Annotated in this window: 14 protein-coding genes; 12 read left to right on the forward strand and 2 right to left on the reverse strand. The window is 73.8% G+C overall.

Annotated features, from left to right (window positions below; genetic code table 11):
• The first annotated feature begins 35 nt into the window (after positions 1-35).
• The 5 genes from ACFW48_RS03835 to ACFW48_RS03855 all read left to right on the forward strand — a co-directional run bounded on the left by ACFW48_RS03835 (position 36) and on the right by ACFW48_RS03855 (position 9,896).
• Positions 36-2,297 (forward strand): CDP-glycerol glycerophosphotransferase family protein, encoded by a 2,262-nt coding sequence (locus ACFW48_RS03835; protein WP_386310158.1) that lies wholly within the window; start codon positions 36-38, stop codon positions 2,295-2,297.
• A 205-nt stretch (positions 2,298-2,502) separates the two neighbouring features.
• A complete protein-coding gene (locus tag ACFW48_RS03840) occupies positions 2,503-4,719 on the forward strand; it encodes a CDP-glycerol glycerophosphotransferase family protein (protein WP_386310160.1) in 2,217 nt (738 codons plus the stop codon).
• Positions 4,720-4,726: 7 nt separating this feature from the next.
• On the forward strand, positions 4,727-6,958 hold the full coding sequence (locus ACFW48_RS03845; protein WP_386310163.1) for a CDP-glycerol glycerophosphotransferase family protein: 2,232 nt from the start codon (positions 4,727-4,729) through the stop codon (positions 6,956-6,958).
• Positions 6,955-8,232: a hypothetical protein gene (locus tag ACFW48_RS03850; protein ID WP_386310164.1), complete on the forward strand. Its 1,278-nt coding sequence runs from the start codon at positions 6,955-6,957 to the stop codon at positions 8,230-8,232. The genes ACFW48_RS03845 and ACFW48_RS03850 overlap by 4 nt, the downstream gene beginning before the upstream one ends.
• Positions 8,233-8,333: 101 nt before the next feature.
• Positions 8,334-9,896 (forward strand): hypothetical protein, encoded by a 1,563-nt coding sequence (locus ACFW48_RS03855; RefSeq protein WP_386310167.1) that lies wholly within the window; start codon positions 8,334-8,336, stop codon positions 9,894-9,896.
• 9 nt (positions 9,897-9,905) lie between these two features.
• Here ACFW48_RS03855 and ACFW48_RS03860 read toward each other — a convergent pair whose 3' ends face one another.
• On the reverse strand, positions 9,906-10,319 hold the full coding sequence (locus ACFW48_RS03860) for an organic hydroperoxide resistance protein (RefSeq protein ID WP_121747267.1): 414 nt from the start codon (positions 10,317-10,319) through the stop codon (positions 9,906-9,908).
• 125 nt (positions 10,320-10,444) lie between these two features.
• Here ACFW48_RS03860 and ACFW48_RS03865 point away from each other — a divergent pair, with 125 nt between their 5' ends.
• The 3 genes from ACFW48_RS03865 (at position 10,445) to ACFW48_RS03875 (ending at position 12,919) form a co-directional block, all read left to right on the forward strand.
• Positions 10,445-10,915, forward strand: coding sequence for a MarR family winged helix-turn-helix transcriptional regulator (locus ACFW48_RS03865; protein ID WP_386310169.1), 471 nt, complete (start codon positions 10,445-10,447; stop codon positions 10,913-10,915).
• 81 nt (positions 10,916-10,996) lie between these two features.
• A complete protein-coding gene (gene galE / locus ACFW48_RS03870) occupies positions 10,997-11,977 on the forward strand; it encodes a UDP-glucose 4-epimerase GalE (RefSeq protein WP_386310172.1) in 981 nt (326 codons plus the stop codon).
• A 3-nt stretch (positions 11,978-11,980) separates the two neighbouring features.
• Positions 11,981-12,919: an ADP-ribosylglycohydrolase family protein gene (locus ACFW48_RS03875; protein WP_386310174.1), complete on the forward strand. Its 939-nt coding sequence runs from the start codon at positions 11,981-11,983 to the stop codon at positions 12,917-12,919.
• Between the two features lie 102 nt (positions 12,920-13,021).
• Here the strand turns inward: ACFW48_RS03875 and ACFW48_RS03880 are convergent, their stop codons facing one another.
• A complete protein-coding gene (locus ACFW48_RS03880; protein WP_386310176.1) occupies positions 13,022-13,648 on the reverse strand; it encodes a TetR/AcrR family transcriptional regulator in 627 nt (208 codons plus the stop codon).
• A gap of 165 nt (positions 13,649-13,813) precedes the next feature.
• Here ACFW48_RS03880 and ACFW48_RS03885 point away from each other — a divergent pair, with 165 nt between their 5' ends.
• The 4 genes from ACFW48_RS03885 (at position 13,814) to ACFW48_RS03900 (ending at position 19,813) form a co-directional block, all read left to right on the forward strand.
• The gene (locus ACFW48_RS03885; protein WP_386310178.1) at positions 13,814-14,746 is read left to right on the forward strand and encodes an ABC transporter permease; all 933 of its coding nucleotides are present in this window, start codon (positions 13,814-13,816) and stop codon (positions 14,744-14,746) included.
• Positions 14,739-15,617 carry an ABC transporter ATP-binding protein gene (locus ACFW48_RS03890; protein WP_386310181.1) on the forward strand — a complete coding sequence of 293 codons (879 nt, stop codon included), beginning with the start codon at positions 14,739-14,741 and terminating at the stop codon, positions 15,615-15,617. The genes ACFW48_RS03885 and ACFW48_RS03890 overlap by 8 nt, the downstream gene beginning before the upstream one ends.
• Positions 15,618-15,905: 288 nt before the next feature.
• On the forward strand, positions 15,906-18,125 hold the full coding sequence (locus ACFW48_RS03895) for a CDP-glycerol glycerophosphotransferase family protein (RefSeq protein ID WP_386310183.1): 2,220 nt from the start codon (positions 15,906-15,908) through the stop codon (positions 18,123-18,125).
• Positions 18,122-19,813, forward strand: coding sequence for a glycosyltransferase family 2 protein (locus ACFW48_RS03900; RefSeq protein ID WP_386310186.1), 1,692 nt, complete (start codon positions 18,122-18,124; stop codon positions 19,811-19,813). The genes ACFW48_RS03895 and ACFW48_RS03900 overlap by 4 nt, the downstream gene beginning before the upstream one ends.
• Positions 19,814-19,924 lie beyond the last annotated feature (111 nt).

Below are 19,924 nucleotides of genomic sequence, written 5' to 3' on the forward strand. Positions count from 1 at the left end.
GGGCCGAACGCCCGCGCCGACCCATGGATGTTCCCGTGCCCCGGTTCAGTGTCATCGTCCCCGCATACCAGGTTCAGGCGTATCTGCACGAGTGCCTGGAGTCGGTGCTGTCCCAGTCGTATCCGGACCTCGAACTGATCGCGGTCGACGACTGCTCGCCGGACGCCTGCGGCGCGATCGTCGACGAGTTCGCGGCCCGCGACCCGCGCGTACGCGCCGTGCACCTGCCCGAGAACCAGGGCCTCGGCCCCGCCCGCAACGCCGGGATGGAGCGGGCGAGGGGCGACTACCTGGTCTTCCTCGACGGCGACGACACCCTCGCGCCGGACGCCCTGCGGGCCATCGCCGACCGGGTGAAGGAGACCGGGGAGCCGGACGTCCTGGTCTACGACTACGCGCGCACGTACTGGTCGGGCGAGGCGGTCCGCAACCAGGCCGCCCGGCACCTCACCGAGCGGGGCCCGGCGCCGTTCCGGCTCACCGACCGGCCGGGACTGCTGAAGCTGCTGATGGTGGCCTGGAACAAGACGGTGCGGCGGGAGTTCGCCGAGCGCGAGGGCTTCACCTTCCCGCCCGGCTACTACGAGGACACGCCGTGGACCTACCCGGTCCTGATGACGGCGGACTCCATCGCCACCCTGGACCGGGTCTGCGTCCGCTACCGGCAGCGCCGGCGGGGCAGCATCCTGGGCACGCCGAGCGAGCGCCACCTGGACGTCTTCGAGCAGTACGACCGCGTCTTCGCGTTCCTGGAGTCGCACCCGGAGCCCGCCCGCTGGCGGCCGGTGCTCTACCGCCGCATGGCCGACCACCTGACGACGGTGTTCACCCGCCCCGACCGCCTCCCGCGCTCCCTGCGCGGCGAGTTCCTGCGCCGGGCCCGCGTCCACTGCCGCCGCTACCGGGTCCCCGGCGCCCCCGCCCCGCTGCCGGTGCGCCTGCGCCACGCCCTGCTCCGGCTGGGCCTGCGCCGCACCTACGAGGCCCTGCGGCTGGCGTCGGCCCTGCGCCGCCGGACGGTGAAGGGCACCGCCAAGCTGCTGCGCACCGCGCGGACCGCCGCCCTGCGCCTGCACTACCGGGTCCAGCGCCGCCTCCCGCTGCGCGCCGACCGTGCCGTCTTCGCCGCCGACGGGGACCGGGGGCACGGCTGCAACCCGGGCGCGCTGGAGGAGGCGTTCCGCGACCTCGCGCCGCACATCCGCACGGCGTGGGCCGCCGCCCCCGCGCACCACCACACCGTCCCGACCGGCACGCGCCGCCTGACGCCCGGCACGGCCGCCTACTGGACGGCGCTGGCCCGCTCCCGCTACCTGGTGCACAACACCGCCTTCGACGCCGGCCTGGTCAAGCGGAAAGGGCAGGTCCTGATCCAGACGCAGGCCGGGACGCCCCTCAAGCACATGGGCTTGGACCTCCAGGAACGCCCGGCCGCCGCGGTCGGCACCGACTTCGCCCGGCTGCTGCGCGACGTCGACTCCTGGGACTACGTCGTCTCCGCCAACCGCCACTCCACCCTGACCTGGGAACGCGTCCACCCCGGCGGCTACACCACGCTGGAGTACGGCCAGCCCCGCACCGACGTCCTCCAGCGGGCGACGCCCGCGGACGTGGCCCGGCTGCGCGAGACGCTCGGCATCCCCGAGGGCACGGTCGCGATCCTCTACGCGCCCACCCACCGCGACTACCGGCGCACCCAGCGCGCCGCCCTGGACCTGGAGCGCGTCCTCACCCGCCTCGGCCCCCGCTTCATGGTGCTGGCCCGCGCGCACCCCCGCCACGGCGGTCCGCTCGCCGAGCCCGGCGGCCGGATCCTCGACGTCAGCGACCACCCGAGCGTCCAGTCGCTGTGCCTGGCCTCGGATGCCCTCGTCACCGACTACTCGGCACTGATGTTCGACTACGCGGGTCTGGACCGGCCGATCGTGATCCACGCCGACGAGCCGGAGGCCTACGAGGCGGCCCGCGGCACCTACTTCGACCTGCGCGCCTTCCCGCCGGGCGCGATCGCCCGGGACGAGGACGAGCTGATCGACATCTTCGCCGGCGGGCACTGGCGCGGCTCACGGTCCGCCCAGCTCAGGGCCGCTTTCCGGGAGCGCTTCTGCCCGCACGACGACGGCCGCGCCGCAGAACGCGTCGTACGCCGCGTGGTGCTGGGCGAGAGGGACCTCCCGCGGGTCGTGCCGCTCACCGAACGGCACCCCGCGCCCTCGGCCGCCGCGGCCCTGGCCCGCACTCCGCTGGCCACGGTGCCGCAACCCGCCGGCCCCCGCACCGTCACCGACAGCCTCTGATCGCCGTTTGCCCACTGGGAGTTCGCATGCCCCGCAGTTCGTCGCGGCCCACTCCGACCCGGCCGCCCACCTGGCGGCCGACGGGACGACCGGGACGACCGGGCCGCCGGACGGCACGAGCGGCGGGGGGCGGCTTCCGTCGGACGGGGGGCTCCCGTCGGACGAGGGCCTCCCGCCGGACCAGTGGAACGAGAGAAAGAGCAGTATGCCCCGCTTCAGCATCATCGTCCCGTCCCATGGGGTCGCGGGGCGGCTGTCCCAGTCGCTGGACTCGGTCCTCGCCCAGTCCTTCGGCGACTTCGAGCTGATCCCGGTCCACGACGCCCCGGACCTCGTCGCGGCGGACGTCGCCGTGGAGCGCGCCGAGCGGGACTCCCGGGTGGCGCCCGTGCACTCGCCGCCGTCGGCCGGGCTGGCCGGAGCGCGCAACGCCGGGATGCGGGCGGCGACCGGCGCGTACCTGCTGTTCCTCGACGGCGACGACGTCCTCGCGCCGGGCGCGCTGGCGGTGCTGGACGCGCGGCTGGCGGACACCGGCGGCGGCCCCTGCGTCGATGTCCTGTACTTCGAGCACGAACGGGTGCCCTGGTGGGAGGGCGAGCCGACCAACCCGGCCGCCCCACTGCTGGCCAAGGCCCCGGACGGCGCCTTCGCCCCCGACCGCGCCCCGCACCTCACCGGCGTGCGGCTGCCCGCCTGGAGCGCGGCGTACCGCCGTACCTTCCTCACCGAGCGGCGACTGGACTTCCCCGACGGGCACTTCACCGACGTCGGCTTCGGCGCCCTGGTCGCGGCGCGTGCCGAGCGCGTGGCGGTGCTGCGCTCCGTCGTCGTACGGCATCTGGTGCGGCGGCAGGGCAACCGGCTGAACCTGCCCGGTGAGCACCACGCGGCCCTCCTCGACCAGGCCGAACTGGCGCTCGCGCACGCCGCCGAGCGGGGGCTGCCGGACGAGCGGCGCGGGCCGCTGTTCGAGCAGCTCTTCGCCGCGATCCTGAAGACGGCGACCCATCCGCGGCGCCTGACCCGCCGGGAGCGCCGCGCCTTCTTCCGTCGCGCGAGCCGCCTCTACCGGTGCCACCGCCCCGCGGGTTTCCGGCCCCCGGGCGGCCGGCTCGGCGTGCAGCACCGGCTGCTGGCGTCCGGGTCGTACGCGGGCTTCCGCGCCCTGCGCGCCGCCAACCGGCTGGCGACCGGCGTCCTGCGGCGCCTGCCGCGCCCGCACGGGCTGCGCACCCGCCTGCGCTACCGGCGCGCGCTGCGCCGCCCGCTGGATCCCGACCTCGTCGTGTACTGCGCGTACTGGGGCCGCGGCTACGCCTGCAACCCGGCCGCCATCCACGCCAAGGCCCGCGAACTCGCCCCGCACCTGCGCTCGGTGTTCCTGGTCGAGCCCGACCAGGCGCACACGATCCCGGGCGACGTCGACCACGCCGTCATCGGCAGCCGGCGCTACTGGGAGGTGCTGGCCCGCGCCAAGTACCTGGTCAACAACGCCAACTTCGCCGAGGGCGTCGTCAAGCGCCCCGGCAGCGTGCACCTCCAGACGCAGCACGGCACCCCGCTGAAGACCATGGGCGTCGACCAGTCGACGTACCCGGTGGTGGCCGCGGCGACCGGCAGTTTCGCCAAGCTGCTGGGCCGCGTGGACCGCTGGGACCACAACATCTCGTCCAACCGCCACTCCACCCAGATGTGGGAGCGCGCCTTCCCGGGTTCCTACGAGCACCTGGAGTACGGCTATCCGCGCAACGACGTCTACTGCACGGCGACCGCCGACGACGTCGCCCGCGTCCGGCGCGAACTGGGCGTCCCGGAGGGGAAGACAGCCGTCCTGTACGCGCCCACGCACCGGGACTACGAGAGCGGCTTCGGCGCGGGCGGCCCGGACCTGGAGGCGTTCTGCGAGGCGGCGGGCGAGGACGTGGTGGTGCTGCTGCGCGCCCACTACTTCTACGACCGGGGCGGCAGGCGGGGCAGCGGCCGGATCATCGACGTGACCTCGCACCGCTCCTCCGAGGACGTGTGCCTGGCCGCCGACGCGCTGGTCACCGATTACTCGTCGATCATGTTCGACTACGCCAACCTGGACCGGCCGATCGTCGTGTACGCCGACGACTGGGACGTCTACCGGGAGACCCGCGGCGTCTACTTCGACCTGATGGCGGCGCCGCCGGGGCCGGTGACGCGGACGCCGGAGGAGCTGGCCCGCGTGTTCCGCGACGGCTCGTACGCGGGTCCGGAGTCGGCGGCGCTGCGGGCGGCCTTCCGGGAGCGGTTCTGCGAGTTCGACGACGGCCGGGCCGCCGAGCGCGTCGTGCGCCGGGTGCTGCTCGGCGAGCCGCCCGAGGCGCTGCCGCCCGTGATCCCGCTCGCGGAGCGCGTCCCGGCCCCCGCCGCCGCCACCTTCGTAAGGAGCTGACCCCGCCGTGCCCCGCTTCAGCGTCATCATCCCCTGCTTCAAGGTGCAGGGCTTCCTGCGCGAGTGCCTCGACTCCGTCCTGGACCAGTCCTACCGGGACATCGAGGTCATCGCCGTGAACGACTGCTCGCCGGACGGCTGCGGCGCGATCCTCGACGAGTACGCCGCCCGCGACGAGCGGGTGCGGGTGCTGCACCTGGAGGAGAACGTGGGCCTCGGGCGGGCCCGCAACGCCGGGCTGCCGCACGCCACCGGCGACTACCTGTTCTTCCTCGACAGCGACGACACCCTCACCCCGGGCGCCCTGCGCGCGATGGCCGACCGGCTCGCGGAGACGGACGACCCGGACGTCTTGGTATTCGACTACGCGCGCACCTACTGGTGGGGCGGCACGCGGCGCAACGTCCTGGCCAAGGTGCTGGCGGAGGCGGGCGACGGCACCTTCACGGCCGCCGAGCAACCCGGGATCCTCGACCTGCTGATGGTGGTCTGGAACAAGGTCTACCGGCGCGACTTCGTGGAGCGGGAGGGCTTCACCTTCCCGCCGGGCTACTACGAGGACACGCCCTGGACCTTCCCGGTCATGCTCGCCGCCGGGCGCATCGCCACGCTGGACCGCATCTGCCTGAACTACCGGCAGCGCCGCCAGGGCAACATCCTGTCCACCACCAGCCGCAAGCACTTCGACGTCCACGCGCAGTACGAGCGGGTCTTCGCCTTCCTCGACGCCCGCCCGGAGCTGGCCCGCTGGCGGCCGTTCCTGCACGCCAAGATGGGTGAGCACTGCCTGGACATCCTGTCCAAGCCGGACCGGCTGCCGCCCGCCGACAAGGCCGAGTTCTTCCGCCGCACCGCCGAGATGTTCCGCGCGTACCGGCCGGAGGGCGCCGAGATCCCGCCCGAGTTGCGGGTACTGAACGGCGGGTACGCCACCTACCTGCTGCGGCGGCAGTCCGGGCGGGCCGGCCGGGAGCTGGAGCGGCGGGCACGGCAGGCGCGCGGGGTGGTCGCCGGACGTGCGGGGCGGGTGCGGACCGCGGTGAACAGCCGCCGCCCGCTGGACGCCGGCCTCGCCGTGTACTCGGCCTTCTCCCACCGGGGCGTGCTGGGCGACCCCGCGGCGGTCTACCGCAAGGCCCGCGAGATCGCCCCGCACCTGCGCGGGGTGTGGGTGGTGCGCGACGAGGAGTACGCGGCGGACACGGCCGCGCTGCCGCCGGACACGGAACACGTGATCCTGGGCAGCGCCGCCTACCGCCGGGTGACCGAGCGGGCCACGTTCTTCGTCAACAACGTCAACTGGCCCGGCGCCGTGGCCAAGCGCCCCGGCAGCGTCCACATCCACACCCACCAGGGCACCCCGCTCAAGTACATGGGCGCCGATCTGCTGGGCCGGCCCGGCGCCCGGCACGGCGTCGACGTGCCGCAGATGCTGCGCCGGGCCGACCGCTGGGACTACAGCCTGGTCGCGGGCCGGTACGCGGAGCGGGTGTGGGAGCGGGCGTACCCGTGCCACTTCACGTCCGTGCGCACCGGCAGTCCGCGCAACGACGTACTGGTGGGCGCCGGCCCGGAGGACGGCCGGCGGGTGCGCGAGCGGCTCGGTGTCCCCGAGGGGCACACCGTCGTGCTGTACGCGCCGACCCGCCGCGAGTACCGGCGGGGCGGGCACGTGGAGCGGTTCGACCTGGCCCGGCTCGCCGCCGACCTCGGCGACGGCCACACCCTGGTGGTCCGGCTGCACCCGTCCCTCGCCACCGGCCCGGCGCGCGGCATGGGCCTCTCGGAGCTGCACCGGCGGGGCGTCCTGATCGACGCGACGGACGAGCCGCACGTGGAGGACCTGATGCTCGCCTCCGACCTGCTGATCACCGACTACTCCGCCCTGATGTTCGACTACGCGCTCCTGGACCGGCCGATCGTGATCCACGCCGACGACTGGGGCGCCTACACGGCGAGCCGCGGCGCCTACTTCGACATCACCGCCGAGGCACCGGGCCATGTGTCGCGCTCCTACCGGGAGCTGGCGTGGCTGCTGGCGTCGGGCGCGTGGCGGGACGAGGAGGCGGCGCGGCTGCGGTCCGCGTTCCGGGTCCGGTTCTGCGAGTACGACGACGGCCTGGCCGCCGAGCGGGTCGTCCGGACGCTGATGCTGGGCGAGCCGATGCCGGAGCCCGTCGGCGTGCCCGGTGCCCGGACCGTCCCGTCCACCGGCCGCTCCCTGCTGGCCTCGTCGTGAGGCCGCGCACCTGGGTGCTGCTGCTGGCCGCGGTGTTCGCCCTGCTCCAGCTCGCGAACGTCACCGGCCGGGACACCCCCGACACCAAGAACTACCTGTCGTACGCCCTGAGCCTCGGCGGCGGGAGCAAGCGCGGGGTGGCGGCGGCCACCATCGACTACGTGTGCACGAGCCAGGCGTCGACGGCCCGGCGGAACCAGAGCGTGCACGTGGTCCACTTCCACCGCCCCGACCCCACCGACCGGGTCATGGACGAGTGCCGGGAGCGGGAGTGGCGGCACGTGGAGCCGCGGCTGGCGGCCGGGCAGACCGGCGGGCACACCGTGCCGTACATGGAGGAACGCTTCATGCGGATCTTCGAGGCGCGGCCCGGTTACCCGGTGTTCCTGGTGCCGTTCGTCCTGGCCTTCGGGGCGACGTGGGGGCTGTGGGCGGCGAGCGTCGTCATCGCGTGCGCGGGCGGCATCCTCGCCTTCCTTATCCTGCGCACCCTGTCCGTGCCGGTGCCGCTCGCGCTGGCCGGGCAGGGCCTGTACTACGTGCTGCCGTGCGGGACGACGGCCATGCGCCCGATGACCGAGGGGCTGCTGATGGCGCTGACCCTCGCGGCGGTGTGGGGCTGTGCGCTGGTGCTGCGGGCGGGGCGCGGGCGGGCGGGGCTCGCCGTGGTCGCCGTGGCGCTGCTCGCGCTGTTCACCGTCAAGCACTCGCAGGCGCTGTTCCTCGGGGTGTGCCTGGCGGCGGCGGGCGCGCTGATCGCCCTGCGCCGGCACCGGCGGGGCCGGCCGCCCGGCCGGGACGTGCTGGCGCTCGCGGCGGTCGGTCTCGCCGGCGCCGTCCTGACGATGGCCCTGGCCCGGCTGCTGCACTACCCGTCGGTGTCCGACAGCCTCCAGGACCTGCTCACCGGCCACTTCGCCCGGCCCGACCGGGCGGATCCATGGCCGGAGTTCTGGCAGTTGCAGGGCAACTTCTGGGTGGAGTGGCTGCGTCGGCAGGCGTGGGAGCCGCTGTTCGTCGCGGCCCTGGCGGCCGGGGCGTGGGGCGCGCTGCGGCGCGGTGGCGCGGTCGGCGGTTTCCTGGTCGCGGCGGCGTTCACCGGGATCCTCACCCAGGCCGGGCATCCGGACATCGACATCTGGGGCGGGCGGCTGATCGTGCTGGCGTGGCTGCTGCCGGTGGTGGGGGTGCCTCTGCTGCTGGAGCCGGTGGCGCGGGGGCAGGTGGCGCTGCCGTCGCAGGGGCACGCGGACCGGGCGCGCGCGACCAGCTGACCCGCACTCGATGGGGTGACGTGAGGTCATGCCGTTGACCCCGGCGGGTTCATCGGGAACATACGCCAAATGTCCCGAATGCCCCACCCTTCGACTGTCCCGTGAGCGCCGGCGTCCTCGTCCGGCGTTCCGTGCGCGGCGCGACGGCGCTGCGCGGCGGCCGCGTCTGGCGTCCCACCCCGTACCAGAGTGCGGGTTTCCTCTTCTTCCTCCTGATGACGCTGGCGTACTGGGCGGTGCCGCTGTGCTGTGACGCCGGCCAGCACGCGGCCGTCGTGGAGCGCCTGAAGGCCGACCTCCTCCACCCCCGCCACCCGATGGCCGACCTGCCGGGTGCGGGCAGCGCGTACTACTCGCCGTACGCGCTGGCGCAGGGCCTGTTCGCCCGGCTGACCGGGCTGGGCGGCTGGGAGGTGGTGCGGCTCGCCGGGCCGGTGAACCTCCTGGTGCTGCTGACGGGCCTCGGCCGCTTCGTGCGGGTGCTGTCCCCGCGGCCGTGGGCACCGGTGCTGGCGCTGGGCGCGATGACGCTGCTGTGGGGGACCGAGCGCGCCTGGTGGAGCGGCTATCTCGGGCTGATGTCGATGACGGGCAACCTGGGCTATCCGTCGGCCTTCGCGATCGGGCTCACCTTCTGGGCCTGGGCGCTGACCGGGGCGCGGGGCCGGGACCCGCGCCGGGTGCGGTACGTGGGTCCGAGCGGGCTGCGCGGCCTGCCCGGGTACGCGGGACTCGGCCTGCTCTACGGCCTGATCCTCCTCGTCCACCCGATCACGGCGGTGGCGGCGGCGCTCGGCGCGGTGGCGCTGGTGGCCGGATGGCAGCGCGGGTGGCGCACAGCGGTCGCCGGACGGTGGGCGCTGACGGGCGGCGTCGCGGTGGCGTCGGCGGCGGTGTGGCCGTACTTCGACGTGTTCGCGCTGGCCGGGGACGACAGCGTGGACGGGATGCACCGGGTCCTGTACCTGGACCTGCCCGGGGAGTTCTGGCTGGCGCTGCTCGGGCTCCCGGCGCTCTGGCTGCGCGGACGCCGGTCGGCGCGGGATCCGCTGGTGCTGATGTTCGCGCTGGACTGCGCGGTGGTGGCGTACGGCTGGTTCAGCGGCCACTACACCTACGGCCGGATCCTCGGACTCACGCTGGTGCCGTTGCAGTTCGCCCTGGCGGTGGAGCTGGCGGCGCCCCGGCCGTGGGGGCGGTGGCGCAGGGCGCTGGGCCGGACCGCCACGGCGGGGGCCCTGCTGGGGTTCCTCGCGGTCCACGCCGGGGCGGTGGTGCCGCGCCCGCTCGACCCGGTCGGCTTCGATCAGCCGCCGAACTGGCCGACGTACGACTGGGCGGCCCGGCACATCGGCCCCGGCGAGGTCGTGATCACCGACGGCTACTACGCCGGTCACGCCATCGCCGGGTACGGGCCGAACCTCGCGGCGCCCGCCTGGCCGGACCCGTCGCTGGACGAGCGGGAACGCGGGCGGCGGGTGGCCGACGTCGAGGCGTATCTCGCGCCCGGCTCGACCCGCGCCGAGCGCGCCACCGTCGTCCGCCGCTACCACGTCCGCTGGCTGCTGCTGACCCGCTGGCGGCCGGTGCCCGAGGAGGCGGTGGTGGTGGCGTGGAGCGAGCGGACCGGGGAGGTGCTGGCGCGGGTCGGGGCGGGCCGCTGACCACCTGGCCTACTCGATGACGAGGTCGACCGGGATGTTGCCGCGGGTCGCGTTGGAGTAGGGGCAGACCTGGTGGGCCTGCTCGACCAGCTTGCGGCCGGTCTCCGCGTCCACGCCCTCGGGCAGCTCGACCCGGAGGGTGACGGCGAGCGCGAAGCCCTCGCCCTGCTTGCCGATGCCGACCTCGGCGGTCACCGCGGCGTCACTGACGTCGACCTTCGCCTGCCGGCCGACGAGGCCGAGGGCGCTGCCGAAGCAGGCGGCGTACCCGGCGGCGAACAGCTGCTCGGGGTTGGTGCCCTGCCCGTTCCCGCCCATCTCGACGGGGACGCCGAGCGCGAGGTCGAGCGTGCCGTCGGAGCTGACGGTGCGGCCGTCGCGGCCGTGGGTGGCGGTGGCGGCGGCGGTGTAGAGCGCGTCCATGGGAAACCGTCCCTCTCGATGCGAGGAGAAGCGTCGTGGCGACGCCTGACGACGATAAGTAGAGCACACAACTCAATTGTGCACAACTAAATGGGGGACAAGGGCTGTCGGCTACCCTGAATCACATGACCACGCCCGCAACGGACTGGCTCCGCCTGGACCAGCAGATCTGCTTCTCCCTGAACGCCGCCTCGCGCGCCTTCAACGGCGTCTACCGCGTGGTCCTCAAGGACCTCGGGCTCACCTACCCGCAGTACCTGGTGATGCTGGTGCTGTGGGAGCACGGGGAGCTGCCGGTCAAGAAGCTCGGCGAACACCTGCGCCTCGACTCCGGCACCCTCTCACCCCTGCTCAAGCGGCTGGAGACGGCCGGCCTGGTCCACCGGGAGCGCAGCGCGCGCGACGAGCGGTCGGTGGAGGTGCGGCTGACCGGGGAGGGCGTGGCGCTGCGCGAGCGGGCCGTGGAGGTGCCGCGCCGGATCGCCGCGGCGACCGGCCTGGACCTGGCCGAGGTCCAGGACCTGCGGGCCCGTCTCGACCGGCTCACGGCGGCCATCGACGCGTACGGCACCGAGCCGGCCTCCGCCTCGTCCTGAAGGGTGCGGCGCCCACCGGGCGCCGCGATGACGGATCATGACCACCAAGCACCGAGGACCACTGACGAGGGGACGGCCGCAATGACCTGGCTGATCACCGGCGGCGCCGGATACATCGGGGCGCACGTCGTACGGGCGATGACCGAGGCGGGCGAGCAGGCGGTCGTGTACGACGACCTGTCCAGCGGAATCGCCGAGCGCGTGCCCGACGGCGTCCCCCTGGTCGTGGGCTCGGTCCTGGACGGCGAACGCGTCGCGCGCGCCCTGGCCGACCACTCGGTCACCGGCGTCGTACACCTGGCCGCCAAGAAGCAGGTCGGCGAGTCGGTCGACCTGCCGCTGCACTACTACCGGGAGAACGTCGAGGGCCTGCGCGTCCTGCTGGATGCGGTCACCGCGGCCGGTGTCCCGTCCTTCGTCTTCTCCTCCTCCGCGGCCGTGTACGGCATGCCCGACGTCGACCTGGTGACGGAGGAGACGCCGTGCCTGCCCATGTCGCCGTACGGCGAGACCAAGCTGGCCGGTGAGTGGCTGGTCCGCGCCACCGGCCGGGCGTCAGGCCTGTCCACGGCCTCCCTCCGCTACTTCAACGTGGCGGGCGCGGCGAGCCCGGAGCTGGCCGACACCGGCGTCTACAACCTCGTCCCGATGGTCTTCGAGAAGCTGACGGAGGGCGCCGCCCCGCGCGTCTTCGGCGACGACTACGCGACGCCGGACGGCACCTGCGTCCGCGACTACATCCACGTCGTCGACCTGGCCGAGGCCCACGTCGCTGCGGCCCGCGCACTCCGGGCCTCCCCCGGAAGCGCCCTCACCCTCAACATCGGCCGGGGCGAGGGCGTGTCCGTCCGCGAGATGATCGACCGCATCAACTCCCTCACCGGCCACGACCACCCCCCGACGGTCACTCCCCGCCGCCCCGGCGACCCGGCCCGCGTGGTCGCCTCGGCCGACCGCGCCGCCGCGGAACTGGGCTGGAAGGCCAAGTACGACGTCGAGGACATGATCACGTCGGCATGGGCGGGCTGGGTACGGCTGCATCCGGGGGCGGCGCGGGACTGACCGGTGACTCACGCCCCGGCCTCCGACCGCGCCTTGGGCACCGTCATCGGGTCGGCCGTCGGTGACGCCCTGGGCGCGCCCTTCGAGTTCGGCCCGGAGGGCGCCTTCTCCGACCGCTTCCCCCGCCCCGGGCAGGGCGGCGAGATGTGCGGGGGCGGCGGCTGGGACCCGGGCGAGGCCACGGACGACACGCAGATGGCGGTTCTGGTCGCCGAGTCCCTGCTCGAGTGCGGCGGACTCGATCCGCCGGACGTCTTCCGCCGGTTCCGGCGCTGGGCGGCTGCCGACCCGAAGGACATCGGCCTGCAGACCGAGGCCGTGCTGGGCTCCGGCGACGGCTGGGACACGGCCGCCGCCCTGCACTTCCAGGTCAACGGGCGGGGTGCGGGCAACGGCGCGCTGATGCGGGCCGCTCCCTCCGCCGTGCACTTCGCGCCCCTGGGCCGGGACGCCACCATGGACGCCGCCCGCCGCCTCGCCGCGCTCACCCACGGGGACCGGGCCGCGTGGGAGGGCACGGCGGTCCTCCACGAGCTGGTGCGGGTCGCCCTGGCCGGTGAGGACCCGCTCGCCGCCGTCTCCGACACCCTGCGCGCGCTCCACCCCGACCACCGCGCCCGCTACGCCACCGTCCTGGCCCCCGACTGGCACCCCGACCTGGCGACCGAGTTCAACGGCGCCGTCTGGCCCTGCCTCGGCTCCGCCGTCTGGGCCCTGCGGACGACCTCCACCTACGAAGACGCCGTACGCGCCGCGATCGACCTGGGCGGCGACACCGACACGGTGGCCGCCGTCACGGGCGCTCTGGCCGGAGCCGTGCACGGCATCGCGGCCGTACCCGCCCGCTGGACCGAGGCACTGCACGTACCGCTGCCGGGATCCGGCGGGCGGGTGCTGCGCGTGGCGGAACTTGCCGCCCTCGCCCGGCGGTTGTGCGGCTGATCGTCCGGGGGCGGGGAGCGCCGTGTCAGGCTGTCCGGCTGAACGATCGCCGAAGGTGCTGGACGCATCCTGACCGGAGCCACTGACAAGCCCCGGCCGGTCTCAGAGCGCCTTCAGCCCCGCCGCCGTCGCCCGCGCCAGCGCCGCCAGGTAGCCCTTCGGCGGCTTCGGGCCGCGGATGACCACCGAGCGCCAGTACAGCGGGCCAGAGATCAGATCGAGGGCCAGGTCGGCGTCGACGGCGGGGCCCAGCTCGCCGCGTTCCGTCGCCGCCGCGAGGATCCTGCTGGCGACGCCGTCCTGGCCCTCCCGAAGGGTCTTCTGCATGGCCTCGGCGATGTCGCGATTGCGGGCCGCCTCCGCCTGGAGGTCGGGGATGATCTGCGAGGCCACCGGGTGGCGCAGGGCACGGGACGTCACCTCGTACAGCAGCCGCAGGTCGCCCTCCAGGGACCCGGTGTCGGGCGCGGGCAGGCCCTGCACGGCGAGCGCGGAGACGATGTCGAGCACCAGGTGCAGCTTGGAGCGCCAGCGCCGGTAGACGGCCGTCTTGCCGACCCCCGCGCGGCGCGCGATCCCCTCGATGGACATCCGCGCGTAGCCGACCGCCGCGAGTTCCTCGAAGACCGCCGCCCGGATGGCTTCCGTCACGTCCTCGCGGAGCACGGCCGCCCCGGCGGGGGCCCGGCGGCGCGGGCGCGGCTGCGGCTCGTCGGCGTTGGTCGTCATGCGAGCCAAGCATAGGGGCGTGACGACGAAACGGTTGCGTTCCGACGCGGCCAAGCCCTACGCTCACGTTACGACGATACGGTCCCGTCCCGACGTAAGTGAACGCGCCAGGTCACCTCGGTGAACGACGGGCGTCGCCCCCACCCCCGAGCGAAAGCAGCGGATGTGAGTCAGGTCCTCCACACACCGCCCCCGACACCGGACGCGGTCGCCCCCGACACCGCCGACCACGACCTCGCGGCCCTCGCCGCCCGCCACGGTCTGTCGGTCAGCGGCGCCCGCCCCTCCCTGCCCCAGTACGTCCGCCAGCTGTGGGCGCGCCGGCACTTCATCACCGCCTTCGCCACCGCCAAGCTGACCGCCCAGTACAGCCAGGCCAAGCTGGGCCAGGTCTGGCAGGTGATGACGCCCCTGCTCAACGCGGCGGTGTACTACTTCATCTTCGGCATGCTGATGAACACCAGCCGCGGCGTGGAGGACTTCGTCCCGTTCCTGGTCACCGGCGTGTTCGTGTGGACCTTCACGCAGAGCTCGATCATGGCGGGCACCAAGGCCGTCTCCGGCAACCTCGGCCTCGTGCGCGCCCTGCACTTCCCGAGGGCGGCACTGCCGGTCTCCTTCTGCCTCCAGCAGTTGCAGCAGCTGATGTTCTCGATGGCCGCCCTGGTCGTGATCCTGCTCGCCTTCGGCGTACCGCCCGCCGCGTCCTGGGTGCTGGCGGTCCCGGCGCTGGTGCTGCAGTTCGTGTTCAACGCGGGCCTGGCGCTGATCATGGCCCGGGTGGGCTCGAAGATCCCCGACATGGCCCAGCTGATGCCGTTCCTGCTGCGGACCTGGATGTACGGCTCGGGCGTCATGTTCAGCATCCATCACATGACCGGCCCGGACAGCGGCCTGCCCTCATGGGTGGGCCCCCTCCTCCAGGTCAACCCCGCCGTCGTCTACATCGACCTGATGCGCTTCGCGCTGATCGACAGCTTCGGGGGCGGCATGCTGCCGGACCACGTGTGGGCGATGGCCGCGGGCTGGGCCCTGGTCGCCGGGATCGGCGGCTTCATCTACTTCTGGAAGGCCGAGGAGACGTACGGACGTGGCTGACAACACGGGCAACCCCGAGCAGCGCATCAGCGAGCGGACGGACGAGCGCGTCCCCACCGTCATCGCCGACGGCGTCGACATCGTCTACCGGGTCAACGGCACCGGCGCCGGCCGCGGCTCCGCGACCGCCGCCCTCAACCGCATCCTGCGCCGCAAGAAGGCCGAGAAGGCGGCGGGCGTGCGCCGGGTGCACGCCGTCAAGAACGTGTCCTTCGTGGCGTACCGGGGCGAGGCGATCGGGCTGATCGGCACCAACGGCTCCGGCAAGTCGACGCTGCTCAAGGCGGTCGCCGGCCTGCTCCCGGTGGAGAACGGACGCATCTACACGGACGGCCAGCCCTCCCTCCTCGGCGTCAACGCGGCCCTGATGAGCGACCTCACCGGCGAGCGCAACGTCCACCTCGGCGGCCTGGCGATGGGCATGTCCCGCGCGCAGATCAAGGAGCGCTACCAGGAGATCGTCGACTTCTCCGGCATCAACGACAAGGGCGACTTCATCACCCTGCCCATGCGCACGTACTCCTCCGGCATGGCGGCCCGGCTGCGCTTCTCCATCGCCGCCGCCAAGGACCACGACGTCCTCCTCGTCGACGAGGCCCTGGCCACCGGCGACCGCTCCTTCCAGAAGCGCTCCGAGGAACGCATCCGGGAGCTGCGGAGGCACGCCGGCACGGTGTTCCTGGTCAGCCACAGCAACAAGTCCATCCGCGACACCTGCGACCGGGTGCTGTGGCTGGAACGCGGGGAGCTGCGCATGGACGGGCCGACGGAGGAGGTCCTGAAGGAGTACGAGAAGTTCACCGGCGGCCCGGACAAGGCGGCGAAGCCCCAGCCCGCCAAGCCCGCACCCAAGGCGAAGGCCGCCGCCTAGGTGTGCTGTCCGGAGAGGTTGGTGACGCGGTTGGCTGGGGTGTGGCCGCAAGGCGGAGGAGGGCGGCAGGGCGGAGCCCTGGCGACCGACGGCAACGCCGCGGATGCGCGTGCCACGCCCCGCGACCCCGGCAAGATCCAAACGACAGGCCACCTAGCCTCCGCCGGACGCCGCTGCGCCCGGAAGGCGTACGCACGGTTAACCCTTTTGCCCGATTAATGCCACTATGGCCGGACGACCGAACAGGAGAGCGCCGGGAGCGACGACGACGGCGAAGGAGTCCCCGCGATGCCCGAGACCCCCGAACTCAGCGTCATCGTCCACGGCCCCAACGTCCAGGACCACCTGCCCGCGCTCCTCGACTCCCTGGACGCCCATCCCCTCACCGGCATCGAGGTGATCGTCGCCGCCGTCGGGGACTGGGCGCGGGAGACCGCCGAGCGGCACACCCCCGCGTTCACCGTGCTGCCCCTGCCGGACGAGGCCGGCGACGCCGCGGCCCGCGCCGCCGGCGCGGCGCGGGCGTCGGGCCGGTGGCTGCACTTCGTCCACGCCAAGGACGGGCTGCCTCCCGGCGCCCCGCGCACGATCGCGGAGCACGCCGCGGGCCTCCCCGACCCCGGGGACGGCACCGTGGACGTCCTGCTCTTCGACCACGTCCGCAGCACCTGGCGAGCCTCCGGCCTGCCCTCCCCGGACGGCCCCCGCCTCGCCCGCGCGGGCCGCGCCGACCTCGCCCTCGACGACCGCCCGTCGCTGCTCGGACTGACCCCGCTGCTCGGCAACCGCGCCGTGCGCGCCGGCTTCTGGCGGGCCCACGAGCGCCTCCTCACCACCGACGACGAGCCCTTCGCCGCGTACGCCGCCCTGCTGCTCGCCGACCGCGTCGCCTGTCTGCCCCACCCCGCGTACGAGGAGCGCCGACTGCGCCCCCAGAGCCTGCCGCCGGTCACGCCGAAGCAGCGATACGCCCTGGTCGAGCGCTACGAGACGCTCCTCGACCTGACCGCCGGCCGCCCTGCCGTCCACACCGTCCTGTACGACCTGATGGTCCGCGACTGCCTGCGCACCTTCACCCGCGCCGGAATGCCGGACGACGTGGCGCGGGAGTTCTTCCACCTGGCGTCCCTCGCCGCCCGGCGCCACCGCCCCGAAGGCCACCGGCGCCCGGCCGGCCTCGAAGGCGTACGCCGGTCGCTGCTGGAGGAGGACGCCCGCGCCAAGTACCGCGCGCTCCAGGCCGCCAACCGCGCGCGCCGCAGGGTGCGGTCGGCGGCGCGCACCGGCAGGCACCGGGCCGGGACACGCCTGCGCGCCCTCCAGTACCGCAGGGCGCTCGCCGAGCCGGTCGATCCCCACCTCGCCGTCTTCTCGGCGTACTGGGCCCGCGGCGTGGCCTGCAACCCGGCCGCCATCGCCGCCAAGCTCGCCGAACTCGCGCCGAGCGTCCACCCGGTGTGGGTGGTCACCGCGGCGGGCGCGGCCCTGCTGCCGCCCGGCACCGACCACGTCGTGCCCGGCACCCGCCGCTACTGGGAGGTGCTGGCGCGTGCCAAGTACCTCGTCAACAACGTCAACTTCCCGGACGCGGTCGTCAAACGCCCCGGCACCGTCCATCTCCAGACCCACCACGGCACCCCGCTCAAGCGCATGGGCCTGGACCAGATGCCGTACCCCGCCGCCGCCCGCGGCCTCGACTTCCAGGCCCTGCTGGAGCGCGTGGACAAGTGGGACTACAGCGTCTCCGCCAACAGCCACTCCACCCGAATATGGCAGCGGGCGTACCCGTCCCGCCACACCTCGCTCGACCACGGCTACCCGCGCAACGACGTCTACTACACCGCGGGCGCCGACGACGTCCGTGCGGTCCGCGAGCGCCTGGGCATCGCGCCCGGCCACCGGGCGATCCTCTACGCGCCCACCCACCGCGACTACGAGGCCGGCTGGACCCCTCGCCTGGACCTCGCCGCCCTCGCCGACCGACTCGGCGAGGAAACGGTCCTGCTGGTGCGCGCCCACTACTTCTACGAGACCGCCACCTCTCCTCTGGCGGGCCTGCGCCGCACCGGCCGGATCATCGACGTCTCCTCCTACGACCCCGTCGAGGAGCTGTGCCTGGCCGCCGACGCGCTGGTCACGGACTACTCGTCGATCATGTTCGACTACGCCAACCTCGACCGTCCGATCGTGATCCACGCCGACGACTGGGAGACGTACCGCACCACCCGGGGCGTCTACTTCGACCTGATGGCCGAGGCCCCGGGCCCGGTCGCCCGCGACCAGGCGGAGCTGACGGAGATCCTCACCACGGACGCCTGGCGCGACGAACGCGCGGCGAAGGCGCGGGCCGCCTTCCGGCGCCGGTTCTGCGAGTACGACGACGGCCGCGCCGCCGAACGCGTCGTACGCCGGGTCTTCCTCGGCGAGGACGAACGGACACTGCCGCCCGTACTGCCGGTCGAGCAGCGCACGCCGGCCCCGAGCCCCGAGGAGGCGACCGCGTCATGAGCACGTCCATGGCCACTTCCGCGAGCACGCCGGACGTCACCGTCACGGTCATCGTCTACAACGACGCCGAACGACTCCCCCGCGCGGTCGCGTCCGTCCTGCGCCAGACCCACGCCAACATCGAGATCGTCATCAGCGACGACCACTCGACGGACGCGACCGAGGACGTGGCCCGCGAACTCGCCGCCCACGACCCCCGCGTCGTCTACCTCCGCCTGCCCGAGAACAGCGGTGGCTGCAGCGCCCCGCGCAATCGCGCCCTGGAGATCGCGCGGGCCCCGTACCTGATGTTCCTGGACAGTGACGACGAACTCCCCGAGCGTGCCGTCGAGGTCCTGCTCGCCGCCCACCGCGAACGCGACATCGACTTCGCGATGGGCGCGGTGCACCGGATACGCGTGGACGGCGGACGCCGCACGACCTGGATGCCGCACCTGGTCGCCGAGCGCCGCACGCTCGACGGCATCGAGGCCGACCCGCGGCTGTTCTTCGAGCACCTGTCGACCAGCAAGATGTACGCCCGCGCCTTCCTCGACCGGCACGACCTGCGCTTCCCCGAGGGCATCCACTACGAGGACCAGCTCTTCTCGGCGCAGGCGTACTGCCTGGCCAAGACGTTCACCGTCGTCCCGGAGCCGGTCTACCGCTGGTACGTCGCCCCGTACGCCGCCTCCGAGGCGGCCTCCATATCCAACCAGCGGCACAAGCTGACCAACGTCCGCGACCGCGTCCACGTGCAGCGTCTCATCGACGCGTTCCTGGCCGAGAGCGGGCACGTGTCGCTGCGTGAGGACAAGGACTTCAAGTTCCTCAAGCACGACTTCCGGATGTACGCCGGTGACCTCCCGTACCGGGACGACGCGTGGCTGGCGTCCTTCGCGGACATCGTGACCCCGTACCTCGACACGCTGGCCCCCGGCGCCTACGCCCGCCTTCCCCGCCCCGAACGGGTCGTCCTCCAACTGGTCCGCGACCGCCGCCTCTCCGACGTACGCCTCGCCGCCCGGGGCCTCGGTCACGACGTCGCCCCGCGCCGGACCACACCGGACCCGGCGGACGGCCGCACCTACTGGGGCGAGGAGATCCCGCGCTCCGCACAGGCCCGCCACGAACTCGACCTGACGGACCTGGACCTGGACACCCGCCCGTTCTTCACCGCCCAGCTCCGCCACGAGGTGACGGAGATCGAGCGGGGCCCCGGCGCCTCGATCGACCTGACCGTCCGCACCTACGACCCGGCCCTGCGCCTACCGGTCGGCCCCCAGCGCGCCACCCTCCACCTCTCCCCCGGCCGTCGCCGCCTCACGGTCCCCTTCCGCCTCTGCCCCGTACGCCCCGGCGTCTTCGAGGGCCACGTGCGCCTGGACCTGGCTTCGGCCCGCCTCCCCCTCCAGGGCTTCGAGGGCATCCGCCACCCCGTGCTCCGCCTCCGCCACCAGGGCCAGACCCACACGGGCATCCTCCTGGCCCCCCTGTCCTTCCCACCCCTGACCGCCCGCGTCCCCTACTACACCGGCGCCCTCCCCCACCGGGTCACGGCAGAACCGGAGGGCCACAACCCCGGCCGCCTGCAGATCCGCTGGCAGCCGGTGGGCAGCACGGCGACACTGATCCGCCCGGCGGTACGCCGCCTGGCCACACCACGAGTAAAACGCACGGCCCGCTTGGCAGCAGGCCTCCTCCACTGACAACGCCCCAGCCGGCGGGCAGCCGCGCCGCGCCGCCGCCGCTGCGGGCAGTCGTGCCGCTGGGGCGGCACGGGTGGGCGCAGCGGCACCCCGCCACGCCGGGCCGCGCAC

The organism is Streptomyces sp. NPDC058812, from assembly GCF_042744565.1.
Lineage (GTDB): Bacteria > Actinomycetota > Actinomycetes > Streptomycetales > Streptomycetaceae > Streptomyces > Streptomyces thinghirensis.

Bases quoted from the DNA above. Each gene is read 5' to 3' on its own strand.
- ACFW48_RS03840 (WP_386310160.1), top strand. From the start codon at position 2,503: ATGCCCCGCTTCAGCATCATCGTCCCGTCCCATGGGGTCGCGGGGCGG.
- ACFW48_RS03860 (WP_121747267.1), bottom strand. From the start codon at position 10,319: ATGGACGCGCTCTACACCGCCGCCGCCACCGCCACCCACGGCCGCGAC.
- ACFW48_RS03865 (WP_386310169.1), top strand. From the start codon at position 10,445: ATGACCACGCCCGCAACGGACTGGCTCCGCCTGGACCAGCAGATCTGC.
- galE (WP_386310172.1), top strand. From the start codon at position 10,997: ATGACCTGGCTGATCACCGGCGGCGCCGGATACATCGGGGCGCACGTC.
- ACFW48_RS03880 (WP_386310176.1), bottom strand. From the start codon at position 13,648: ATGACGACCAACGCCGACGAGCCGCAGCCGCGCCCGCGCCGCCGGGCC.
- ACFW48_RS03895 (WP_386310183.1), top strand. From the start codon at position 15,906: ATGCCCGAGACCCCCGAACTCAGCGTCATCGTCCACGGCCCCAACGTC.
- ACFW48_RS03900 (WP_386310186.1), top strand. From the start codon at position 18,122: ATGAGCACGTCCATGGCCACTTCCGCGAGCACGCCGGACGTCACCGTC.